Origin of the sequence: Streptomyces sp. NPDC048288, from assembly GCF_043201555.1 — a bacterium.
Classification (GTDB): Bacteria; Actinomycetota; Actinomycetes; order Streptomycetales; family Streptomycetaceae; genus Streptomyces.
The window spans coordinates 1,311,559-1,329,887 of record NZ_JBICZD010000001.1 but is presented as its reverse complement, the minus strand read 5'-3'; the positions used below and the strand labels follow the sequence as shown (position 1 = coordinate 1,329,887).

14 protein-coding genes are annotated in these 18,329 nt (G+C 74.1%); 13 read left to right on the top strand and 1 reads right to left on the bottom strand.

Annotated features, from left to right (window positions below; all coding sequences use genetic code 11):
- Positions 1 to 56: 56 nt before the first annotated feature.
- Genes ACGFZS_RS05965 through cobI form a run of 7 tightly spaced genes read left to right on the top strand, consistent with a single transcriptional unit; the run spans position 57 to position 11,079 of the window.
- Complete coding sequence (locus ACGFZS_RS05965; RefSeq protein ID WP_393794037.1) at positions 57 to 998, top strand: cobalamin biosynthesis protein; 942 nt, start codon at positions 57 to 59, stop codon at positions 996 to 998.
- Positions 995 to 2,527, top strand: a complete 1,533-nt coding sequence (locus ACGFZS_RS05960; RefSeq protein ID WP_393794036.1) for a cobyric acid synthase — start codon at positions 995 to 997, stop codon at positions 2,525 to 2,527. The genes ACGFZS_RS05965 and ACGFZS_RS05960 overlap by 4 nt, the downstream gene beginning before the upstream one ends.
- Entirely contained in the window at positions 2,524 to 6,180 is a 3,657-nt protein-coding gene (gene cobN, locus ACGFZS_RS05955; protein WP_393794035.1) for a cobaltochelatase subunit CobN, read from the top strand. The genes ACGFZS_RS05960 and cobN overlap by 4 nt, the downstream gene beginning before the upstream one ends.
- A complete protein-coding gene (locus tag ACGFZS_RS05950; protein ID WP_393794034.1) occupies positions 6,177 to 8,189 on the top strand; it encodes a putative cobaltochelatase in 2,013 nt (670 codons plus the stop codon). The genes cobN and ACGFZS_RS05950 overlap by 4 nt, the downstream gene beginning before the upstream one ends.
- On the top strand, positions 8,189 to 8,788 hold the full coding sequence (gene cobO / locus ACGFZS_RS05945; RefSeq protein ID WP_365680877.1) for a cob(I)yrinic acid a,c-diamide adenosyltransferase: 600 nt from the start codon (positions 8,189 to 8,191) through the stop codon (positions 8,786 to 8,788). Before ACGFZS_RS05950 ends, cobO begins: the two co-directional genes overlap by 1 nt.
- Positions 8,789 to 8,803: 15 nt before the next feature.
- Complete coding sequence (locus ACGFZS_RS05940; RefSeq protein ID WP_393794033.1) at positions 8,804 to 10,348, top strand: cobyrinate a,c-diamide synthase; 1,545 nt, start codon at positions 8,804 to 8,806, stop codon at positions 10,346 to 10,348.
- Positions 10,333 to 11,079, top strand: a complete 747-nt coding sequence (gene cobI, locus ACGFZS_RS05935; protein ID WP_393794032.1) for a precorrin-2 C(20)-methyltransferase — start codon at positions 10,333 to 10,335, stop codon at positions 11,077 to 11,079. Before ACGFZS_RS05940 ends, cobI begins: the two co-directional genes overlap by 16 nt.
- Positions 11,080 to 11,090: 11 nt before the next feature.
- On the opposite strand, the gene ACGFZS_RS05930 is transcribed toward cobI, so the two are convergent.
- Entirely contained in the window at positions 11,091 to 11,819 is a 729-nt protein-coding gene (locus ACGFZS_RS05930) for a ZIP family metal transporter (protein ID WP_359220606.1), read from the bottom strand.
- Positions 11,820 to 11,903: 84 nt separating this feature from the next.
- Between ACGFZS_RS05930 and cobM the strand changes: the two genes are divergently transcribed.
- The 6 genes from cobM to cobC are packed head-to-tail and all read left to right on the top strand — an operon-like array spanning position 11,904 to position 18,317.
- Complete coding sequence (gene cobM / locus ACGFZS_RS05925; RefSeq protein WP_393794031.1) at positions 11,904 to 12,728, top strand: precorrin-4 C(11)-methyltransferase; 825 nt, start codon at positions 11,904 to 11,906, stop codon at positions 12,726 to 12,728.
- Positions 12,725 to 14,068, top strand: coding sequence for a precorrin-6y C5,15-methyltransferase (decarboxylating) subunit CbiE (gene cbiE, locus ACGFZS_RS05920; RefSeq protein WP_393794030.1), 1,344 nt, complete (start codon positions 12,725 to 12,727; stop codon positions 14,066 to 14,068). The genes cobM and cbiE overlap by 4 nt, the downstream gene beginning before the upstream one ends.
- On the top strand, positions 14,065 to 15,756 hold the full coding sequence (cobJ, locus tag ACGFZS_RS05915; protein ID WP_393794029.1) for a precorrin-3B C(17)-methyltransferase: 1,692 nt from the start codon (positions 14,065 to 14,067) through the stop codon (positions 15,754 to 15,756). Before cbiE ends, cobJ begins: the two co-directional genes overlap by 4 nt.
- Positions 15,753 to 16,337: a precorrin-8X methylmutase gene (locus ACGFZS_RS05910; protein ID WP_393794028.1), complete on the top strand. Its 585-nt coding sequence runs from the start codon at positions 15,753 to 15,755 to the stop codon at positions 16,335 to 16,337. The genes cobJ and ACGFZS_RS05910 overlap by 4 nt, the downstream gene beginning before the upstream one ends.
- On the top strand, positions 16,334 to 17,251 hold the full coding sequence (locus ACGFZS_RS05905) for a sirohydrochlorin chelatase (protein ID WP_393794027.1): 918 nt from the start codon (positions 16,334 to 16,336) through the stop codon (positions 17,249 to 17,251). The genes ACGFZS_RS05910 and ACGFZS_RS05905 overlap by 4 nt, the downstream gene beginning before the upstream one ends.
- Positions 17,241 to 18,317 carry an Rv2231c family pyridoxal phosphate-dependent protein CobC gene (gene cobC, locus ACGFZS_RS05900; protein WP_365680858.1) on the top strand — a complete coding sequence of 359 codons (1,077 nt, stop codon included), beginning with the start codon at positions 17,241 to 17,243 and terminating at the stop codon, positions 18,315 to 18,317. The genes ACGFZS_RS05905 and cobC overlap by 11 nt, the downstream gene beginning before the upstream one ends.
- The last annotated feature ends 12 nt before the right edge of the window (positions 18,318 to 18,329 follow it).

Here is an 18,329-nt window from a genome sequence, read left to right as displayed (position 1 = left end):
CTGCCGATCGAGGTTCCGTACCCGGCCCTTCCCCGACCCCGCGGCCGGCTGAGCCGATGGGTGCCGATCGCGTCTTCGCGTACGGCGCCGCCGCCGGCCTTCTCGGTGACCTGCTGCTCGGCGATCCTCGCCGGGGGCATCCGGTCGCCGCGTTCGGGCGGGCGGCCGGGGCCGTGGAACGGGTGCTGTGGCGGGACCACCGCGGGTGGGGCGCGCTGCACACCGCCGTGTGCGCCGGCGGCGCCGTGGCGCTGGGCGCCCTGGCCCAGCGGGTCGTACGACCGTCCACCGCCGCCTCCACAGCCCTCACCGCCGCCGCCACCTGGGCCGTCGTCGGCGGCACTTCACTCGCCCGTGAGGCCCTGGCCGTCGGGCACGCCCTGGAGGCGGGGGACGTCGAGGCCGCCCGCGCCCGGCTGCCGCATCTGTGCGGGCGGGACCCGCAGGCCCTGGACGCCGACGGGATCGCCCGGGCCGTCGTGGAGTCCGTCGCCGAGAACACCAGCGACGCCGTCGTGGGCGCGCTGGTGTGGGGGGCCGTGGCCGGGGTGCCGGGGCTGCTCGGGTTCCGGGCGGTGAACACGCTGGACGCCATGGTCGGGCACAAGTCGGCGCGGTACCGGCGCTACGGCTGGGCCTCCGCCCGGCTGGACGACGTCGCCGGGTGGCCGGGGGCGCGGCTGACGGCCGTACTGGCCACGGTCGCCGGTGGCGACGCCCGGGGTGCCGTGCGGGCCTGGCGGGCCGACGCCGCGAAGCATCCGAGTCCCAACGCCGGGCCCGTGGAGGCCTCGTTCGCGGGGGCGCTCGGGGTCCGGCTCGGGGGGACGTTGTCGTACGGCGGCCGGGTCGAGCACCGGCCCGTGCTGAATCAGAAGGGGCGGGCCGTGGCGGTCGCGGACATCCGGCGGGCGGTACGGGTCTCCCGTCGTGTGGGGGTGCTCGCGCTCGGCGCGACCGTCACCGCACGCCTCGTCGCGAAGGGACGGACGTCATGAACGGTGGTCTCCTCGTCGCCGGCACCACCTCCGACGCCGGCAAGAGCGTCGTCACCGCCGGTATCTGCCGGTGGCTGGTGCGGCAGGGGGTGAAGGTCGCGCCGTTCAAGGCGCAGAACATGTCCCTCAACTCCTTCGTCACCCGCGAAGGCGCCGAGATCGGGCGGGCCCAGGCCATGCAGGCGCAGGCCTGCCGCGTCGAGCCGACCGCGCTGATGAATCCCGTGCTGCTCAAGCCGGGTGGCGAGCAGAGCAGTCAGGTCGTGCTGCTCGGGAAGCCGGTCGGTGAGCTCAGTGCGCGCGGCTACCACGGCGGGCGGCAGCAGAAGCTGCTCGGGACCGTGCTCGACTGTCTCGCGGAGTTGCGGGGCACGTATGACGCGGTGATCTGTGAGGGCGCCGGCAGTCCCGCCGAGATCAACCTGCGGCGGACGGACATCGTGAACATGGGGATCGCGCGCAACGCGCGGCTTCCCGTGCTGGTCGTGGGGGACATCGACCGCGGGGGCGTGTTCGCCTCCTTCTTCGGGACCGTCGCGCTGCTCTCGCGGGAGGACCAGGAACTCGTCGCCGGGTTCCTCGTCAACAAGTTCCGGGGGGACGTGAGCCTGCTGGAGCCCGGCCTCGACATGCTGCACGGGCTGACCGGGCGGCAGACGTACGGCGTCCTCCCCTTCCGGCACGGCCTCGGCATCGACGAGGAGGACGGGCTGCGGGTCTCGCTGCGCGGGACCGTCCGCGAGTCGGCCGTCGCCCCGCCCGTCGGCGCGGACGTGCTCCGGGTCGCCGTCTGTGCCGTCCCGCTGATGTCCAACTTCACGGACGTGGACGCGCTGGCCGCCGAACCCGGGGTCGTGGTGCGGTTCGTGGACCGGCCGGAGGAGCTGGCCGACGCCGATCTCGTCGTGATTCCGGGGACCCGGGGGACGGTCCGGGCCCTGGAGTGGCTGCACGAACGGGGGCTCGCGGACGCGCTGCGCCGCCGGGCCGCCGAGCAGCGGCCGGTCCTCGGCATCTGCGGCGGCTTCCAGATCCTCGGTGAGCACATCGAGGACGAGGTGGAGAGCCGGCGGGGGCGGGTGGAGGGTCTCGGGGTGCTGCCCCTAAGGGTGCGGTTCGCCCCCGAGAAGATCCTTACCCGGCCGGAGGGGAGGGCACTCGGCGAGCGGGTCGAGGGGTACGAGATCCATCACGGGGTCGCCGACGTCACGGGAGGCGACGCGTTCATCTCTGACGACCATGGACACAGCCTGGACGGGTGCCGGGTCGGGCAGACCTGGGGCACGCACTGGCACGGCTCCCTGGAGTCGGACGGTTTCCGGCGGGCCTTCCTGCGCGAGGTGGCGGCCGCCGCGGGCCGCCGGTTCGTGCCGGCCCCCGACACCTCGTTCGCCGCGCTGCGCGAGGAGCAGCTCGACCGGCTCGGCGACCTGATCGAACAGCACGCGGACACCGACGCGCTCTGGCGGCTCATCGAGTCGGGCGCGCCGCAAGGACTGCCTTTCATTCCACCGGGAGCGCCCGCATGAGCACTGTGTTGTTGTTGTCGACCGCCGACACCGATCTGCTGGCGGCCCGGGCCGCCTCCGGTGCCGACTACCGGATCGGCAATCCGACGCGCGTCGACGTCGCCGAGGAACTGCCCGCGCTCGTCGAGGGCGCGGACATCGCCGTCGTACGGCTGCTCGGCGGCAAGCGGGCCTGGGAGGACGGGCTCGCCGCGCTGAAGGCCGCCGGGATCCCGACCGTGCTGCTCGGCGGCGAGGCGGTGCCGGACGCCGAGTTGATGGCCGAGTCGTCGGTGCCGGCCGGTGTGGTGGCCGAGGCCCTCAGGTACCTGGTCGAGGGCGGGCCCGCCAACCTCACCGAACTGTCCCGGTTCCTGTCCGACACCGTGCTGCTGACCGGCGAGGGGTTCGACGAGCCCCAGAAGATGCCCGAGTTCGGGGTGCACGGCTCGTACGAGATCCAGGAGGGCCGCCCCACGGTCGGCGTGCTCTTCTACCGGGCGCATGAACTGAGCGGCAACACCGCCTTCGTGGACACCCTGTGCCAGGCGATCGAGGCGCACGGCGCCAACGCCCTTCCGGTGTACTGCGGTTCGCTGCGCGGGGCGGACGCCGGGCTGTACGAGACCCTCGCCGGGGCGGACGCGCTGGTCGCCACCGTCCTGGCGGCCGGCGGCACCCACGCCTCGCACGCCTCGGCCGGCGGCGACGAGGAGGCCTGGGACATCGGCGCGCTCGCCGACCTCGACGTGCCGGTGCTGCAGGGCCTCTGCCTGACCTCCTCGAAGAGCGCCTGGGACGAGTCGGACGCCGCCCTCTCCCCCATGGACGCGGCGATGCAGGTCGCCATCCCGGAGTTCGACGGACGGCTGATCACGGTCCCGTTCTCCTTCAAGGAGCAGGGTCCGGACGACGTCCCGGTGTACGTCGCCGACCCCGAGCGGGCCGGACGCGTCGCCGGGATCGCCGTACGGCACGCCCGGCTCGGGCACAAGCCGAACGCGGAGAAGAAGGTCGCGCTGGTCTTCACCGCGTACCCCACCAAGCACTCGCGGGTCGGCAACGCGGTCGGTCTGGACACCCCCGCGTCGGCCGTACGGGTGCTGGACGCCCTCGCGGCGGCGGGTTACGGGGTCACCGAATACCCCTCCGGCGGCGACGAGTTGATCCACCGGCTCATCAACGCCGGTGGCCACGACGTCGAGTGGCTGACCGAGGAGCAGCTGGCCGCCGCGCCCGCGCGGGTGCCGCTCGCCGACTACCGGGCGTGGTTCGAGAAGCTCGACCCGGAGCTGCGGGACGCGATGACGGAGGCATGGGGGGAGCCGCCGGGCTCGCTGTACGTCGACGGGGACGACATCGTGCTCGCCTCCCTGCAGTTCGGGAACGTCGTCGTGATGATCCAGCCGCCGCGCGGCTTCGGGGAGAACCCGATCGCGATCTACCACGACCCGGACATGCCGCCGTCGCACCACTACATGGCCGCCTACCGCTGGCTCGACAACTCGTTCGGCGCGGACGCGATCGTGCACATGGGCAAGCACGGCACGATGGAGTGGCTGCCGGGCAAGGGCCTCGGGCTGAGCGCCGGTTGCGCGCCGGACGCGGTGCTCGGCGATCTGCCGCTGATCTACCCGTTCATCGTCAACGACCCCGGCGAGGGCACCCAGGCCAAGCGGCGCGGGCACGCCACCGTCGTCGACCACCTGGTGCCGCCGATGGCCCGCGCCGACACCTACGGCGACCTGGCCAAGCTGGAGCAGCTGCTCGACGAGTACGCGCTCGTCTCCGACCTGGACCCGACGAAGGCGCCGGCCGTCCGGGCGCAGATCTGGACGCTGGTCAAGGCGGCCGAGCTCCACCACGACCTGCATGTGGACGAGCAGCCCGGGGACGACGACTTCGACTCGTTCGTCATGCACATCGACGGCTATCTCTGCGAGATCAAGGACGTGCAGATCCGCGACGGACTGCACATCCTGGGTGGCGGGCCGGTCGACGAGGCCCGCGTGAACCTGGTCCTCGCCGTGCTGCGCGCCTCCCAGGTGTGGGGCGGGCAGGCCAACGCCCTGCCGGGGCTGCGGGCCTCCTTCGCGGCCCATTTCGGGCTCGGCGAGAAGGAGTTGCTCGCGGAGCCGGGTGCGCCGGTGAAGGTGCCGGTGGAGCTGACCGACCTGGTCGAGGGTCCCTCCCGTACCGCGGCCGACGCGATCGACCTGCTGGAGCAGCTGTGCCGCCGGGTCGCGGAGGGCATGGAGCAGCGGGGCTGGGCCGTCGGCGAGAGCCGCGCGCTGGTGCGGGAGGTGCTGGGCACCGAACTCCCGGACGCGGTCGCCGTGCTGGAGTTCGCCTGCGACGAGGTCGTACCGCGGCTCGCCCGGACCACGGACGAGATCGGGCACATCCTGAAGGCCCTGGACGGCGGTTACGTCCCGGCGGGTCCGTCGGGCTCGCCGACCCGCGGACTGGTCAACGTGCTGCCCACCGGCCGGAACTTCTACTCGGTCGACCCCAAGGCCATCCCGTCCCGGCTGAGTTGGGAGGTCGGCCAGTCGCTCGCCGACTCGCTCGTGCAGCGGTATCTGAGCGACACCGGGGAGTACCCGAAGTCCGTCGGCCTGACGGTGTGGGGCACCTCCGCGATGCGCACCCAGGGCGACGACATCGCCGAGATCCTGGCGCTGCTCGGCTGCCGTCCGGTGTGGGACGAGGCCTCGCGGCGCGTCACCGGCTTCGAGGTGATCCCCCTCGACGAGCTGGGCCGGCCGCGCATCGACGTCACGGTCCGTATCTCGGGCTTCTTCCGGGACGCGTTCCCGCACGTGGTCGGGCTGATCGACGACGCGGTGCGCAAGGTCGCCGAGCTGGACGAACCGGCGGAGTCCAACTACGTGCGGGCGCACGCCGACGAGGACACCGCCGAGCACGGCGACCGGCGGCGCGCGACGGCCCGTATCTTCGGCTCCAAGCCGGGGGCGTACGGGGCCGGGCTGCTGCCGCTGATCGACGCCCGGAACTGGCGCTCGGACGCCGACCTCGCCGAGGTGTACGCGGTGTGGGGCGGTTACGCCTACGGGCGCGGGCTCGACGGGCGGGCGGCGCGCGGGGACATGGAGACCGCGTTCCGGCGGATCGCCGTCGCCGCGAAGAACGTGGACACCCGCGAGCACGATCTCGTGGACGCCGACGACTACTTCCAGTACCACGGCGGCATGGTCGCCATGGTCCGCCATCTGACCGGCGCCAACCCCGAGGCGTACGTGGGTGATTCGGCCACACCCGACCAGGTGAGGACGCGCACGCTGGGCGAGGAGACGCACCGGGTCTTCCGGGCGCGGGTGGTCAACCCCCGCTGGATGGCGGCGATGCGCCGGCACGGCTACAAGGGCGCCTTCGAGATGGCGGCGACCGTCGACTACCTCTTCGGCTACGACGCCACGGCGGGCGTGGTCGACGACTGGATGTACGAGAAGCTCAGCGCGGAGTACGTCTTCGACGCGGAGAACCGGGACTTCATGAAGAAGTCCAACCCGTGGGCGCTGCGCGGGATCACCGAACGGCTCCTGGAGGCCGCCGACCGGGGCCTGTGGGCCGAGCCGGACGCGGACACCCTGGAGAGGCTGCGCGCCACCTATCTGGAGCTGGAAGGCGACTTGGAGGGCGACGACCAGTGAGCACCCCCTTCCCCTTTACCGCCGTCGTCGGCCAGGACGACCTGCGGCTCGCGCTGCTGCTGAACGCCGTGTCCCCGGCGGTCGGCGGGGTGCTGGTGCGCGGCGAGAAGGGCACCGCCAAGTCCACGGCCGTACGCGCCCTTTCGGCGCTGCTGCCGGCCGTGGACGTGGTCGCCGGCTGCCGGTTCTCCTGCGATCCGGCCGCCCCGGACCCGGCCTGCCCGGACGGCCCGCACAACCCGCCCGGGGCCTTCGAGTCCCGCCCGGCGCGGATGGTCGAGCTGCCGGTCGGCGCCTCCGAGGACCGGCTGGTCGGGGCGCTGGACATCGAACGTGCGCTCGCCGAGGGCGTGAAGGCCTTCGAGCCGGGGCTGCTCGCCGACGCGCACCGGGGCATCCTCTACGTCGACGAGGTCAACCTCCTCCACGACCACCTGGTCGACCTGCTCCTGGACGCGGCCGCGATGGGCGCGTCGTACGTGGAGCGCGAGGGTGTGTCGGTACGGCACGCCGCGAAGTTCCTCCTCGTCGGCACCATGAACCCCGAAGAGGGCGAGCTGCGGCCGCAGTTGCTCGACCGGTTCGGCCTGACCGTGGAGGTGGCCGCCTCCCGCGAGCCCGACCAGCGGGTGGAGGTCGTACGGCGACGGCTCGCCTATGACGACGATCCGGCCGGTTTCGCGGCGCGGTGGGCCGACGAGGAGTCCGCCGTCCGGCAACGGATCGTGGCGGCACGGGAGTTGCTGCCGAAGGTGCGCCTCGGCGACGGGGCGCTGCGGCAGATCGCGGCGACCTGCGCGGCCTTCGAGGTCGACGGGATGCGCGCCGACATCGTGATGGCGCGGACCGCGACGGCGCTGGCCGCGTGGGCCGGGCGGACCGAGGTGCTGGCGGAGGACGTCCGGCAGGCCGCGCTGCTCGCGCTGCCGCACCGCAGGCGCCGCAACCCCTTCGACGCGCCGGGGCTCGACGAGGACAGGCTGGACCAGACGCTGGAGGAGTTCTCCGGGGAGGACCGGAGCGACGACGATCCGGATCCCGACGGTCCCGGCGGGGGCGGCGGGCAGCCGCAGCCCGACGAGGGGCCGCAGGGCGACGGCGGCTCGGACGGTGCCGCCCGGCCCGAGGCCGGGGAGGGCGACGGCGTACCGCGGCAGGCCGGGGGCGGCGAGCAGGCTCCGGTGCGGGCCGCCGAGCCCTTTCGCACCAAGGTGCTGAGCGTGCCGGGGATCGGCGAGGGGGCCGCCGGGCGGCGGTCCCGGGCGCGGACCGAGCACGGGCGGACCACGGGTGCGCGCCGGCCGCGCGGTGCGCTGACCAAGCTGCACCTGGCGGCGACCGTGCAGGCCGCCGCCCCGCACCAGCGGGCCCGTGGGCGGTCCGGGCCGGGGCTGGTGATCCGGCGGGACGATCTGCGGCAGGCGACCCGGGAGGGGCGTGAGGGCAACCTCGTGCTGTTCGTGGTCGACGCGTCCGGGTCGATGGCGGCCCGGCAGCGGATGACCGCCGTGAAGGGGGCCGTGCTGTCGCTGCTGCTCGACGCGTACCAGCGGCGCGACAAGGTGGGGCTGGTGACGTTCCGGGGCTCGGCCGCCGATGTCGCGCTGCCGCCGACCTCGTCCGTGGACGCGGCGGCGGCCCGGCTGGAGTCGCTGCCGACCGGCGGCCGTACACCACTCGCGGCCGGGCTGCTCAAGGCGCACGACGTACTGCGGGTGGAACGGTTGCGGGATCCCGCGCGGCGGGCGCTGGTGGTGCTGGTGACCGACGGACGGGCCACGGGCGGACCCGAGCCGGTCGCCCTGGCGGGGCGGGCGGCCCGGCTGTTCGCGGCCGACGGGGTCGCCTCGGTGGTCGTGGACTGCGAGTCGGGGCCGGTGCGGCTGGGGCTCGCCGGACAGCTGGCAGGTGAACTGGGCGGGACGGCGGTGACGCTCGACGAGTTGCGGGCGGACTCGATCGCCGGGCTGGTCAAGGATGTTCAGGGTCGTTCGAGGAGGGCCGCGTAATGCCGCAGGGGCAGCCGAGCGTCGTACCGGAGGACGGGCTGACGACCCGTCAGCGCCGTAACCGGCCGTTGGTGGTCGTGCACACGGGCGTGGGCAAGGGCAAGTCCACCGCCGCCTTCGGGCTCGCGCTGCGGGCCTGGAACCAGGGGTGGCCCATCGGGGTGTTCCAGTTCGTCAAGTCGGCGAAGTGGAAGGTCGGCGAGGAGCGGGCGCTGCGCGTCCTCGGGGACTCCGGGGAGGGCGGGACCGTCGCCTGGCACAAGATGGGCGAGGGCTGGTCCTGGGTGCAGCGGGACGCGCAGATGGACAACGAGGAGAAGGCCCGGGAGGGCTGGGAGCAGGTCAAGCGGGACCTCGCCGCCGAGTCGTACCAGCTGTACGTGCTGGACGAGTTCGCGTACCCGATGCACTGGGGATGGGTGGACACCGACGAGGTCGTCGAGGTGCTGCGCAACCGGCCCGGGACCCAGCATGTCGTGATCACCGGGCGGAACGCGCCGGAGAAGCTGGTCGACCTCGCGGACCTCGTCACCGACATGTCCAAGGTCAAGCACCCGATGGACGCGGGGCAGAAGGGGCAGAGGGGCATCGAGTGGTGAGGTCATGGTGAGGTCGTGGTGAGTTCCGTCTCCGTCCCACGGCTGGTCATCGCCGCGCCCTCCTCGGGGAGCGGCAAGACCACCGTCGCCACGGGGCTGATGGCCGCGTTCGCCGCGCGGGGGCTCGCCGTGTCCCCGCACAAGGTGGGGCCGGACTACATCGACCCCGGGTACCACGCGCTCGCCACCGGGCGGGTGGGGCGGAACCTCGACGCGTACCTGTGCGGGCCGGAGCTGATCGGCCCGCTGTTCGCGCACGGTGCGCGCGGCTGTGATCTGGCCGTCGTCGAGGGCGTGATGGGGCTGTACGACGGGGCGGCGGGGGAAGGGGAGTTGGCGTCCACCGCGCATGTCGCGAAGCTGCTGCGGGCGCCGGTGGTGCTGGTCGTGGACGCGTCGTCGCAGTCGCGGTCGGTGGCGGCGCTGGTGCACGGGTTCGCGTCGTGGGATCCGGAGGTGCGGGTCGGGGGCGTGATCCTGAACAAGGTGGCGTCGGACCGGCACGAGGAGTTGCTGCGGGAGGCGCTGGAGTCTTCCGGCGTGCCGGTGTTCGGGGTGCTGCGGCGGGTGGCGCGGGTGGACACGCCGTCGCGGCATCTGGGGTTGGTGCCGGTCGCCGAGCGGCGGGCGGAGGCCGTGGACGCGGTGGCGGCGATGGCCGCGCAGGTCTCCGACGGGTGCGACCTGGAGGGGCTGCTGGAGCTGGCGCGGGGGGCGGGGGTGTTGTCGGGTGCGGCGTGGGATGCGGCCGAGGCCCTGGCTTCCTCGACCCCGCCGCCCCTACCCGTCCCGTCCTCCAGGGGCGCTGCCCCTTCGACCCCGTCCTCGGGGGCTGCCGCCCCCGGACCCCCGCTTCGGCCCGAAGGGCCTCGTCCTCAAACGCCGGACGGGCTGGAGAGGGTGCGGGCCGGGCTGGAGGGGGTGCCGGACGGGCTAAAGGGGGTGCCGGACGGGCTGAAGGGCGTGGTGGCGGTCGCCGGTGGGGCCGCGTTCACCTTCTCCTATGCCGAGCATGCCGAGTTGCTTGCCGCGGCCGGGGCCGAGGTGGTGGTGTTCGATCCGCTTCGGGACGAGGGGTTGCCCGAGGGGACGCGTGGGGTGGTCATAGGGGGCGGGTTTCCCGAGGTGTACGGCGGTGAGCTGTCCGCGAACGAGTCGCTCAGGGAGGACATCGCCGCCCTGGCGCGGAGCGGGGCGCCGGTCGCCGCCGAGTGTGCCGGGCTGCTGTATCTCTGCCGGGAGCTGGACGGGCTGCCGATGTGCGGGGTGCTGGACGTGGGCGCGCGGATGTCGGAACGGCTGACCCTGGGGTACCGGGACGCCGTCGCCGTGAGCGACAGTGTGCTGGCCGTGGCCGGGACGCGGATGCGGGGGCACGAGTTCCACCGGACCGTGGTGGAGCCGGTGGCGGGGGCGGCGCCCGCGTGGGGTGTGCGCACCCCCCGGCCGCATGTCGAAGGTTTTGTACAGCAGGGTGTGCACGCGAGTTATCTGCACACGCACTGGGCGTCCGAGCCCGGTGTGGCCCGAAGGTTCGTGGAGAGGTGCCGGACGTCATGAGCAGCAGCAGGTTGGTCGGAGTCGGGGTGGGTCCCGGTGACCCCGAGCTGGTGACCGTCAAGGGGGTCAACGCCCTGCGCGCGGCCGAGGTCGTCGTCGTCCCGGTGATGGACACCGGCGAGCAGGGGCGGGCCGAGGCCACGGTGCTGCACTACGTCGGCGCGGAGAAGGTCGTACGGGTCGTGTTCGCGCTCAACGAGCGCAGTGACCGGGGGCGGCGGGAGGCCGCCTGGGACGCGGCGGGCGCGAGGGTCGCCGAGCTGCTGCGCGAGCACGGGTCGGTCGCCTTCGCGACGATCGGGGATCCGAATGTCTATTCGACGTTCACGTATCTCGCGCAGACCATCGCCGAACTGGTGCCGGAGACGGTCGTGGAGACCGTGCCCGGTATCACCGCCATGCAGGATCTCGCCGCCCGCTCCGGGGCCGTGCTCACCGAGGGGACCGAGCCGCTGACGCTGGTGCCCGTGACGGCCGGTGCCCAGGCGCTGAAGGACGCGCTGAACGGGCCGGGGACGGTCGTGGCGTACAAGTTCGGCCGGCAGGCCGGTGCGGTGGTGGAGGCGTTGCGGGAGTCCGGGCGGGTGGAGGACGCCGTGTGGGGGTCGGCGCTGGGCCTGGACGAGGAGTCGATCCGGCCCGCCGCCGAACTCGACGGCTCCCCGCTGCCGTATCTCTCCACGCTGATCGCGCCCCCGCGCCGGGACGGTGGCAGAGGCGGGAAACTGTGAGCGGCGCGGCCTCAGCCGGACACGCCCACCACCAGCCAGATGAAGGCGGCGCCGGCCACCGTGCAGAGCAGGGTGGAGCGGGCCGGGTGTTCGTGGTGGGCCTCGGGGAGGATCTCGGCGGCGGCCAGGTAGAGCAGGACGCCGCCGAAGAGGCCGAGATAGCCGCCGAGCAGGGTCTCGGGGATGGTGAAGAAGATCGTGGAGAGGGCGCCGAGGACCGGTGCGCAGGCGTCCGCAATCAGCATGCCTATCGCCCGGCGGCGCGCGTTGCCATACAGGCTCGTGAGGGTGAACGTGTTGAAGCCGTCCGCGAAGTCGTGGGCGATCACGGCCAGCGCGACCGCCGCGCCCATGCCGCCGCCCACCTGGAAGGCCGCGCCGATCGCCACGCCGTCCATCGCGCTGTGGCCGACCATCGCCCCGGCCGCCGTCAGTCCCACCTCGGGCGCCCGGTGACCGTGCTCGTCGCCGCCGTGCGCGGCCTGGCGCAGGGCCAGGGTGCGCTCCACCAGGTGGGCCAGCAGGAAGCCGGCCACGAACAGGAGCAGGGCGGCCGGTACCCCGAAGACCTCGCGGCCGGCCGCGCGCAGCGCCTCCGGCAGCAGGTCGAGGCCGACCACCCCGAGCATCAGACCGCCGGCCAGGCCCAGGACCAGGTGGCGACGGTCGGTCACGCGCTGTGCCGTCCAGCCGCCGGCCAGCGTCATCAGGAACGCGCCGAGCGCGACGAAGACCGCCATGGGGCCTTCGTATCCGATCGACCCGCCTCAGCGCACATCCAGCACCACCCGTAACACCCTTTGTCCAGAGAGGACCGAAATTTCATGGCCGATGCCGCCGCTTCCGCAGGCAAGGTGACCTTCGTCGGTGCCGGCCCCGGCGCCGCCGATCTGCTGACGTTCCGGGCCGCGCGCGCGATCGCCGAGGCCGATGTCGTGATCTGGGCCGCGAGCCTGGTGCAGGCGGAGGTCCTCCAGCACGCGCGCGAGGACGCGGAGATCCTCGATTCGGCCACGATGTCCTTGGAGGACGTCGTCGCCGTGTACGAGCGGGCCCGGGCGGAGGGGCTGCGGGTGGCCAGGATCCACTCCGGGGACCCGGCGCTCTGGGGCGGCACGCAGGAGCAGGTCGACCGGTGTGCCGGGATCGGTATCGAGGTCGAGATCGTGCCGGGGGTCTCCTCCTTCTCGGCCGTGGCCGCGATCGCCCGGCGCGAGCTGACCATTCCCGAGGTCGCGCAGTCCGTGGTGCTCACCCGGCTCGGCGGCGGCAAGACGCCGATGCCGCCGGGCGAGGAGGTGCGCGAGTTCGCACGGCACGGGACGACCATGGCGGTCTTCCTGTCCGCCGCGCGCAGCGGGCAGCTGGTGCGGGAACTGCTGGAGGGCGGCTATCCGACGTCCACCCCGGTCGTCGTCGCCTACCAGGCGACCTGGCCGGAGGAACTGGTCGTGAAGTGCACGATCGAGACGCTGGAGGAGACGGTCAAGGAGCACAAGCTCTGGAAGCACACGCTCTTCCTGGTCGGCCCGGCCCTGGACGCCGAGGGCACCCGCTCGCACCTGTACCACCCCGGCCACTTCCACGGCTTCCGCAAGGCGGACCCGCAGGCCCGCAAGGCGCTGCGCGAGCGGGGGGCGAGTACGTGATCACGGTCATCGGTACGGGAACGGGTGCGCCCGTCCCGCCGGAGGCGGTGGCCGGGGCCGGGGCCGAGCTGGTCGTCGGCGGGCGGCGGCACCTGGACGCCGTACGGCTGCCGCAGGGGGCCGAGCGGGTCGTCCTCGGGCCGCTGGCGCCCGCCCTGGACATCGTCGAGGAGTACGTCGGCAAGGACCGGCCGGTGCTCGTGCTGGCCTCCGGCGACCCCGGGTTCTTCGGGATCGTGCGGGCGCTGGCGGAGCGGTTCGGGGCGGACCGGCTCGATGTGCGGGCCGGGGTGTCGTCCGTGGCCGCCGCCTTCGCGCGGGTCGGGCTGCCCTGGGACGACGCGGTGGTGGTCAGCGCCCACGGGCGGGACCTGCGGACGGCGGTGAACGTCTGCCGGGCGCATCCGAAGGTGGCGGTGCTGACGGGGCCGGGGGCGGGCCCGGCGGAGCTGGGGGCGGCGCTGCGGCACGCCTGCGACGAGCCCGAGGACGCGTCCGCGCCCGGCCCGGCGGCGCCTGGATCCTCGCCGGCACCCGAATCTCCCGAGCACGCGGCGACGTCGGCGCGGGCCTCTCTCTCGCGCGTCCTCGTCGTCGCCTCGGCGCTCGGCTCCGCGCGGGAGCGCGTCGAGCGGGTCACGCCCGCCGAGGCCGCCGACCGGGACTGGGGAACGGACGTCAGCGTGGTGCTGTGCCTCGACGGGGCGCGGGTGCTCGGGGACGTCCGTACGGTCGCCGGGGCGCCGGCCGGGCCCGCCGGATGGGCCCTGGACGAGGGCGAGTTCGCCCACCGCGACTCGATGATCACCAAGTTCGAGGTGCGGGCGCTGGCGCTGGCCCGGCTCGGGCCGCGGCTGGGCGACCTGGTCTGGGACATCGGCGCGGGCTCCGGGTCCGTGGCCGTCGAGTGCGCACGCCTGGGCGCCGCCGCCATCGCCGTGGAGAAGACGGCGGACGGGGTGGAGCGGATCGCCGCCAACGCGCGGGCGCACGGGGTGTACGTGGATGTGGTGTGTGACATGGCACCGAACGCCCTCGCCGCGCTCCCCGACCCCGACGCCGTCTTCGTCGGCGGCGGCGGAGCCGAACTGCCCGCCATCGTCGCCGCCTGCGCGCGGCGCGCCCGGCGGACGGTGGTGGTCGCGATGGCCGCCCTGGACCGGGTGCCGGCGGCGCGCGAGGCGCTCACCGGTGCCGGGTTCTCCTGCGACGGGGTGCTGCTGCAGTCCTCCCGTCTCGCGCCGCTGCCGGGTGATGTGACCCGGCTCGCCGCGACCAATCCCGTGTTTCTGCTGTGGGGAACCAGAATCCCCGTTTCCGACGAAGGAGTTGCCCAGTGATCGGCCTCATTTCCGCCACCGCGGCGGGGGCGGCGGCGCGCGACCGGCTGGCCGCGGCGTGGCCGGACCGTACGCGGGTGTACGACGGTCCCGTCCGGGACGCCGTGCGGTCCGCGTTCGCGGAGTGCGAGCAGCTGGTGTGTTTCCTGGCCACCGGTGCGGTGGTCCGGCTGATCGCCCCGCTCCTCGGCGAGAAGGCGACCGACCCGGGGGTGGTCTGTGTCGACGAGGGCGGGCGGTTCGCCGTGTCGCTGGTCGGCGGGCACGGGGGCGGCGCCAATGAACTCGCCGTGGCGGTGGGCGAGGTGCTGGCCGCGCGGCCGGTGGTGACGACGGCGACCGACGCCGTCGGCCTGCCGGGGCTCGACACCCTCGGCTTCCCCGTGGAGGGCGCGGTGGCCGCCGTGTCGCGGGCCCTGCTGGACGGCGAACCGGTCGCCCTGCGCGCCGAGTCGACCTGGCCGCTGCCCCCGCTGCCGCTGGCCGGGGAGGGCGCGTACACCGTCCGGCTGACCGACCGCGCGGTCGAACCCGCCGCGAACGAGGTGCTGTTGCGCCCGCCGTCCCTCGTGGTGGGCGTCGGCGCCTCCAAGGGCGCCCCCGTCGAGGAGGTGCTCACGCTGATCGAGGCGGCCCTGCGGGACGCGGGGCTGTCTCCTCGGAGCATCGCCGAACTCGCCACCGTCGACGCCAAGGCCGGTGAACCCGGGATCGTCGAGGCGGCCGCGCGGCTCGGAGTTCCCCTGGTGACCCACTCCGCCGAGGAACTGGCCGAGGTCCGGGTCCCCAACCCCTCGGACGCGCCGCTCGCCGCCGTCGGCACCCCCTCCGTGGCCGAGGCGGCGGCGCTGCTGCGGGGCGGTGAACTCCTGGTCCCCAAGCGGAAGTCGGACGGCCGGCCCGCCATGGCGACCTGTGCCGTCGTACGGCGCCCCGCGCGCGGCCGGCTCGCGGTCGTCGGGCTCGGCCCCGGCGCGCGGGATCTGCTCACCCCGCGGGCCAAGGCCGAACTCCGGCGTGCCTCCGTGCTCGTCGGGCTCGACCAGTACGTCGACCAGATCCGCGACCTGCTGCGGCCCGGTACCCGGATCCTGGAGTCGGGGCTCGGGGCCGAGGAGGAGCGGGCGCGGACGGCGGTCGCCGAGGCGCGGGCCGGGCAGGCCGTCGCGCTGATCGGCAGCGGGGACGCGGGCGTGTACGCGATGGCCTCGCCCGCACTCGCCGAGGCGTCGGACGACATCGACGTGATCGGCGTCCCCGGGGTCACCGCCGCGCTCGCGGCCGGGGCGATCCTGGGCGCGCCGCTGGGCCACGACCACGTGTCCATCAGCCTGTCCGACCTGCACACGCCGTGGGAGGTCATCGAGCGCCGGGTGCGGGCGGCGGCCGAGGCGGACCTCGTCGTGACGTTCTACAACCCGCGTTCCCGGGGCCGTGACTGGCAGTTGCCCAAGGCGCTCGAGATCCTCGCCGAGCACCGCGCGCCGGCGACGCCCGTCGGCGTCGTACGCAACGCCTCGCGCCCCGACGAGTCGAGCCGGCTGACCACCCTGGGTGCGCTCGACCCGGCGTGGGTCGACATGATGACGGTGGTGACCGTGGGCAACACGGCGACCCGGAACATCGCCGGACGTATGGTCACCCCGCGCGGCTACCGCTGGCAGACGTACGAGGAGGGCGCCAAGTGAACCGAGTCGTCCACCCCATCGAGCAGGAGTCCTTCCGGCGGCTGCGCGCGCGTCTGGACACCTCGCACTTCCCGCCGCTGACCCGGGCGGTGGTCGAGCGGGTCGTCCACTCCGCCGCCGACCTGGAGTACGCGACCGATCTCGTGACCGACGAGGACGACCTGGCGAAGGCGCACGCCGCGCTGCACGCCGGGGCGCCGGTGGTCGTCGACGTCGAGATGGTCGCGGCCGGGATCACCCGCCGGGAGACCGTGTGCCGGCTGCGCGATGCCGAGTCCGGTCCCGGCCTGACCCGTTCGGCACACGCGATCCGGCTCGCCTACGAGCAGGTCGGGCCCGGCGCCCTGTGGGTGATCGGCAACGCGCCGACCGCCCTGGAGGAGTTGCTGACCCTGGACGCCTCCCCCGCGCTCGTCATCGGCCTGCCCGTCGGTTTCGTCGGCGCGGTCGAGTCCAAGGCCGCGTTGCGCGAGAGCGGGCTGCCCGCCGTCAGCAACGTGTCCGAGAAGGGCGGCTCGGCGGTCGCCGCCGCCGCGCTCAACGCCCTGCTGTACCACCCCACTTCCGAGGAGAACCTGTGACCACCCCGCCCGCCCTGCTCATCGCCGGCCATGGCACCCGGGACGACGCCGGGGCCGAGGCGTTCCGCGACTTCGTACGGGAGCTGGGGCGCCGCCACCCCGAACTGCCCGTCGCCGGCGGCTTCATCGAGCTGTCCCCGCCCCCGCTGGGCGAAGCCGTCACCGAGCTGGTGGAGCGCGGGGTACGGCGGTTCGCCGCCGTTCCCCTGATGCTGGTCTCCGCCGGGCACGCCAAGGGGGACATCCCGGCCGCGCTGACGCGGGAGAAGGAGCGGCACCCGGGGATCTCGTACACCTACGGCCGTCCGCTGGGCCCGCATCCCGCGCTGCTGTCGGTCCTGGAGCGGCGGCTGGACGAGGCGCTGGGCGCCGGTGCGGGGCGCACCCCGCTGGACCGGGCGGACGTGACCGTGCTGCTGGTCGGGCGCGGTTCGACCGACCCCGACGCCAACGCCGAGGTGCACAAGGCGGCGCGGCTGCTGTGGGAGGGACGCGGGTACGCCGGGGTGGAGACGGCGTTCGTGTCGCTGGCGGCGCCGGACGTGCCGAGCGGACTCGACCGGTGCCGGAAACTGGGGGCGCGCCGGATCGTCGTCCTGCCCTACTTCCTGTTCACCGGGATCCTGCCGGACCGGGTGCGGCACCAGACCGAGGGCTGGGCGGACGCGCACCCCGAGGTGGAGGTGCGGTCGGCGGACGTCATCGGGCCCGAGCCGGAGCTGCTCGACCTGGTGATGGAGCGGTACCGGGAGGCGGTCGCGGGCGACCTGCGGATGAACTGCGACTCGTGTGTGTACCGGATCGCGCTGCCCGGCTTCGAGGACAAGGTGGGGCTGCCGCAGCAGCCGCACTTCCACCCGGACGACGACCACCACCACGGGCACCACCACAGTGGACACGCCCATGCGCACTGAGGACGGTCCCAGACCCGAGCACGATCTGCGCCACCACGGCGACGCCGAGGTCCGTGACGATGGTTCCGCGCTCGTCGACCTCGCGGTCAATGTGCGCACCGGTACTCCCCCGGTCTGGCTGCGGGAGCGGATAGCCCGGTCGCTGGGCGGTCTCGCGGCCTACCCGGACGGGCGGGCGGCGCGGGCGGCGGTGGCGGCGCGGCACGGGCTGCCGGTGGAACGGGTGCTGCTGACGGCGGGCGCGGCGGAGGCGTTCGTGCTGCTGGCGCGGGCGCTGAAGGTGCGTCGGCCGGTGGTGGTGCATCCGCAGTTCACCGAGCCGGAGGCGGCGCTGCGGGACGCCGGGCACACCGTGGACCGGGTGCTGCTGCGGGCGGCGGACGGGTTCCGGCTGGATCCGGCGGCCGTCCCGGAGGACGCGGACCTGGTGGTGATCGGCAATCCGACCAACCCGACGTCGGTGCTGCACCCGGCCGAGGCGATCGCCCGGCTCGCCCGGCCCGGGCGGACGCTGGTGGTCGACGAGGCGTTCATGGACGCGGTGCCGGGTGAGCGGGAGGCGCTGGCCGGGCGGACGGACGTGCCCGGTCTTGTGGTGCTGCGGAGCCTGACGAAGACATGGGGGCTGGCCGGGCTGCGGATCGGGTACGTGCTGGCGGCGCCGGAGGTCGTCGCCGAGCTGGAGCGGGCGCAGCCGCTCTGGCCGGTGTCGACGCCGGCGCTGGCGGCGGCCGAGGCGTGTGTGGCGCCGCGGGCGCTGGCGGAGGCGGCGCACGCGGCGCACCGGGGGGCGGCCGACCGGGCCCATCTGGTGGCGGGACTGGAGGAGTTCGCGCCGGAGGGGGTGCGGGTGGCGGGGCCCGCGGAGGGGCCGTTCGTGCTGGTCCGCGTGCGGGAGGCGGCCGCCGTGCGCCGACAGCTGAGGGTGCTGGGGTATGCGGTGCGGCGGGGGGACACGTTTCCGGGGCTGGACGAGGAGTGGGTGCGGATCGCTGTGCGCGACAGGGTGACGGTGAACGGGTTTCTGCAGGCGTTCGATCAGGCGTTGATGTTGATACGCGGATGAGAGGACGGGGGA

Coding starts and splice junctions, on each gene's coding strand:
- ACGFZS_RS05965 (WP_393794037.1), top strand. CDS start 57: ATGGGTGCCGATCGCGTCTTCGCGTACGGCGCCGCCGCCGGCCTTCTC.
- ACGFZS_RS05960 (WP_393794036.1), top strand. CDS start 995: ATGAACGGTGGTCTCCTCGTCGCCGGCACCACCTCCGACGCCGGCAAG.
- cobN (WP_393794035.1), top strand. CDS start 2,524: ATGAGCACTGTGTTGTTGTTGTCGACCGCCGACACCGATCTGCTGGCG.
- cobO (WP_365680877.1), top strand. CDS start 8,189: ATGCCGCAGGGGCAGCCGAGCGTCGTACCGGAGGACGGGCTGACGACC.
- ACGFZS_RS05930 (WP_359220606.1), bottom strand. CDS start 11,819: ATGGCGGTCTTCGTCGCGCTCGGCGCGTTCCTGATGACGCTGGCCGGC.
- cobM (WP_393794031.1), top strand. CDS start 11,904: ATGGCCGATGCCGCCGCTTCCGCAGGCAAGGTGACCTTCGTCGGTGCC.
- cobC (WP_365680858.1), top strand. CDS start 17,241: ATGCGCACTGAGGACGGTCCCAGACCCGAGCACGATCTGCGCCACCAC.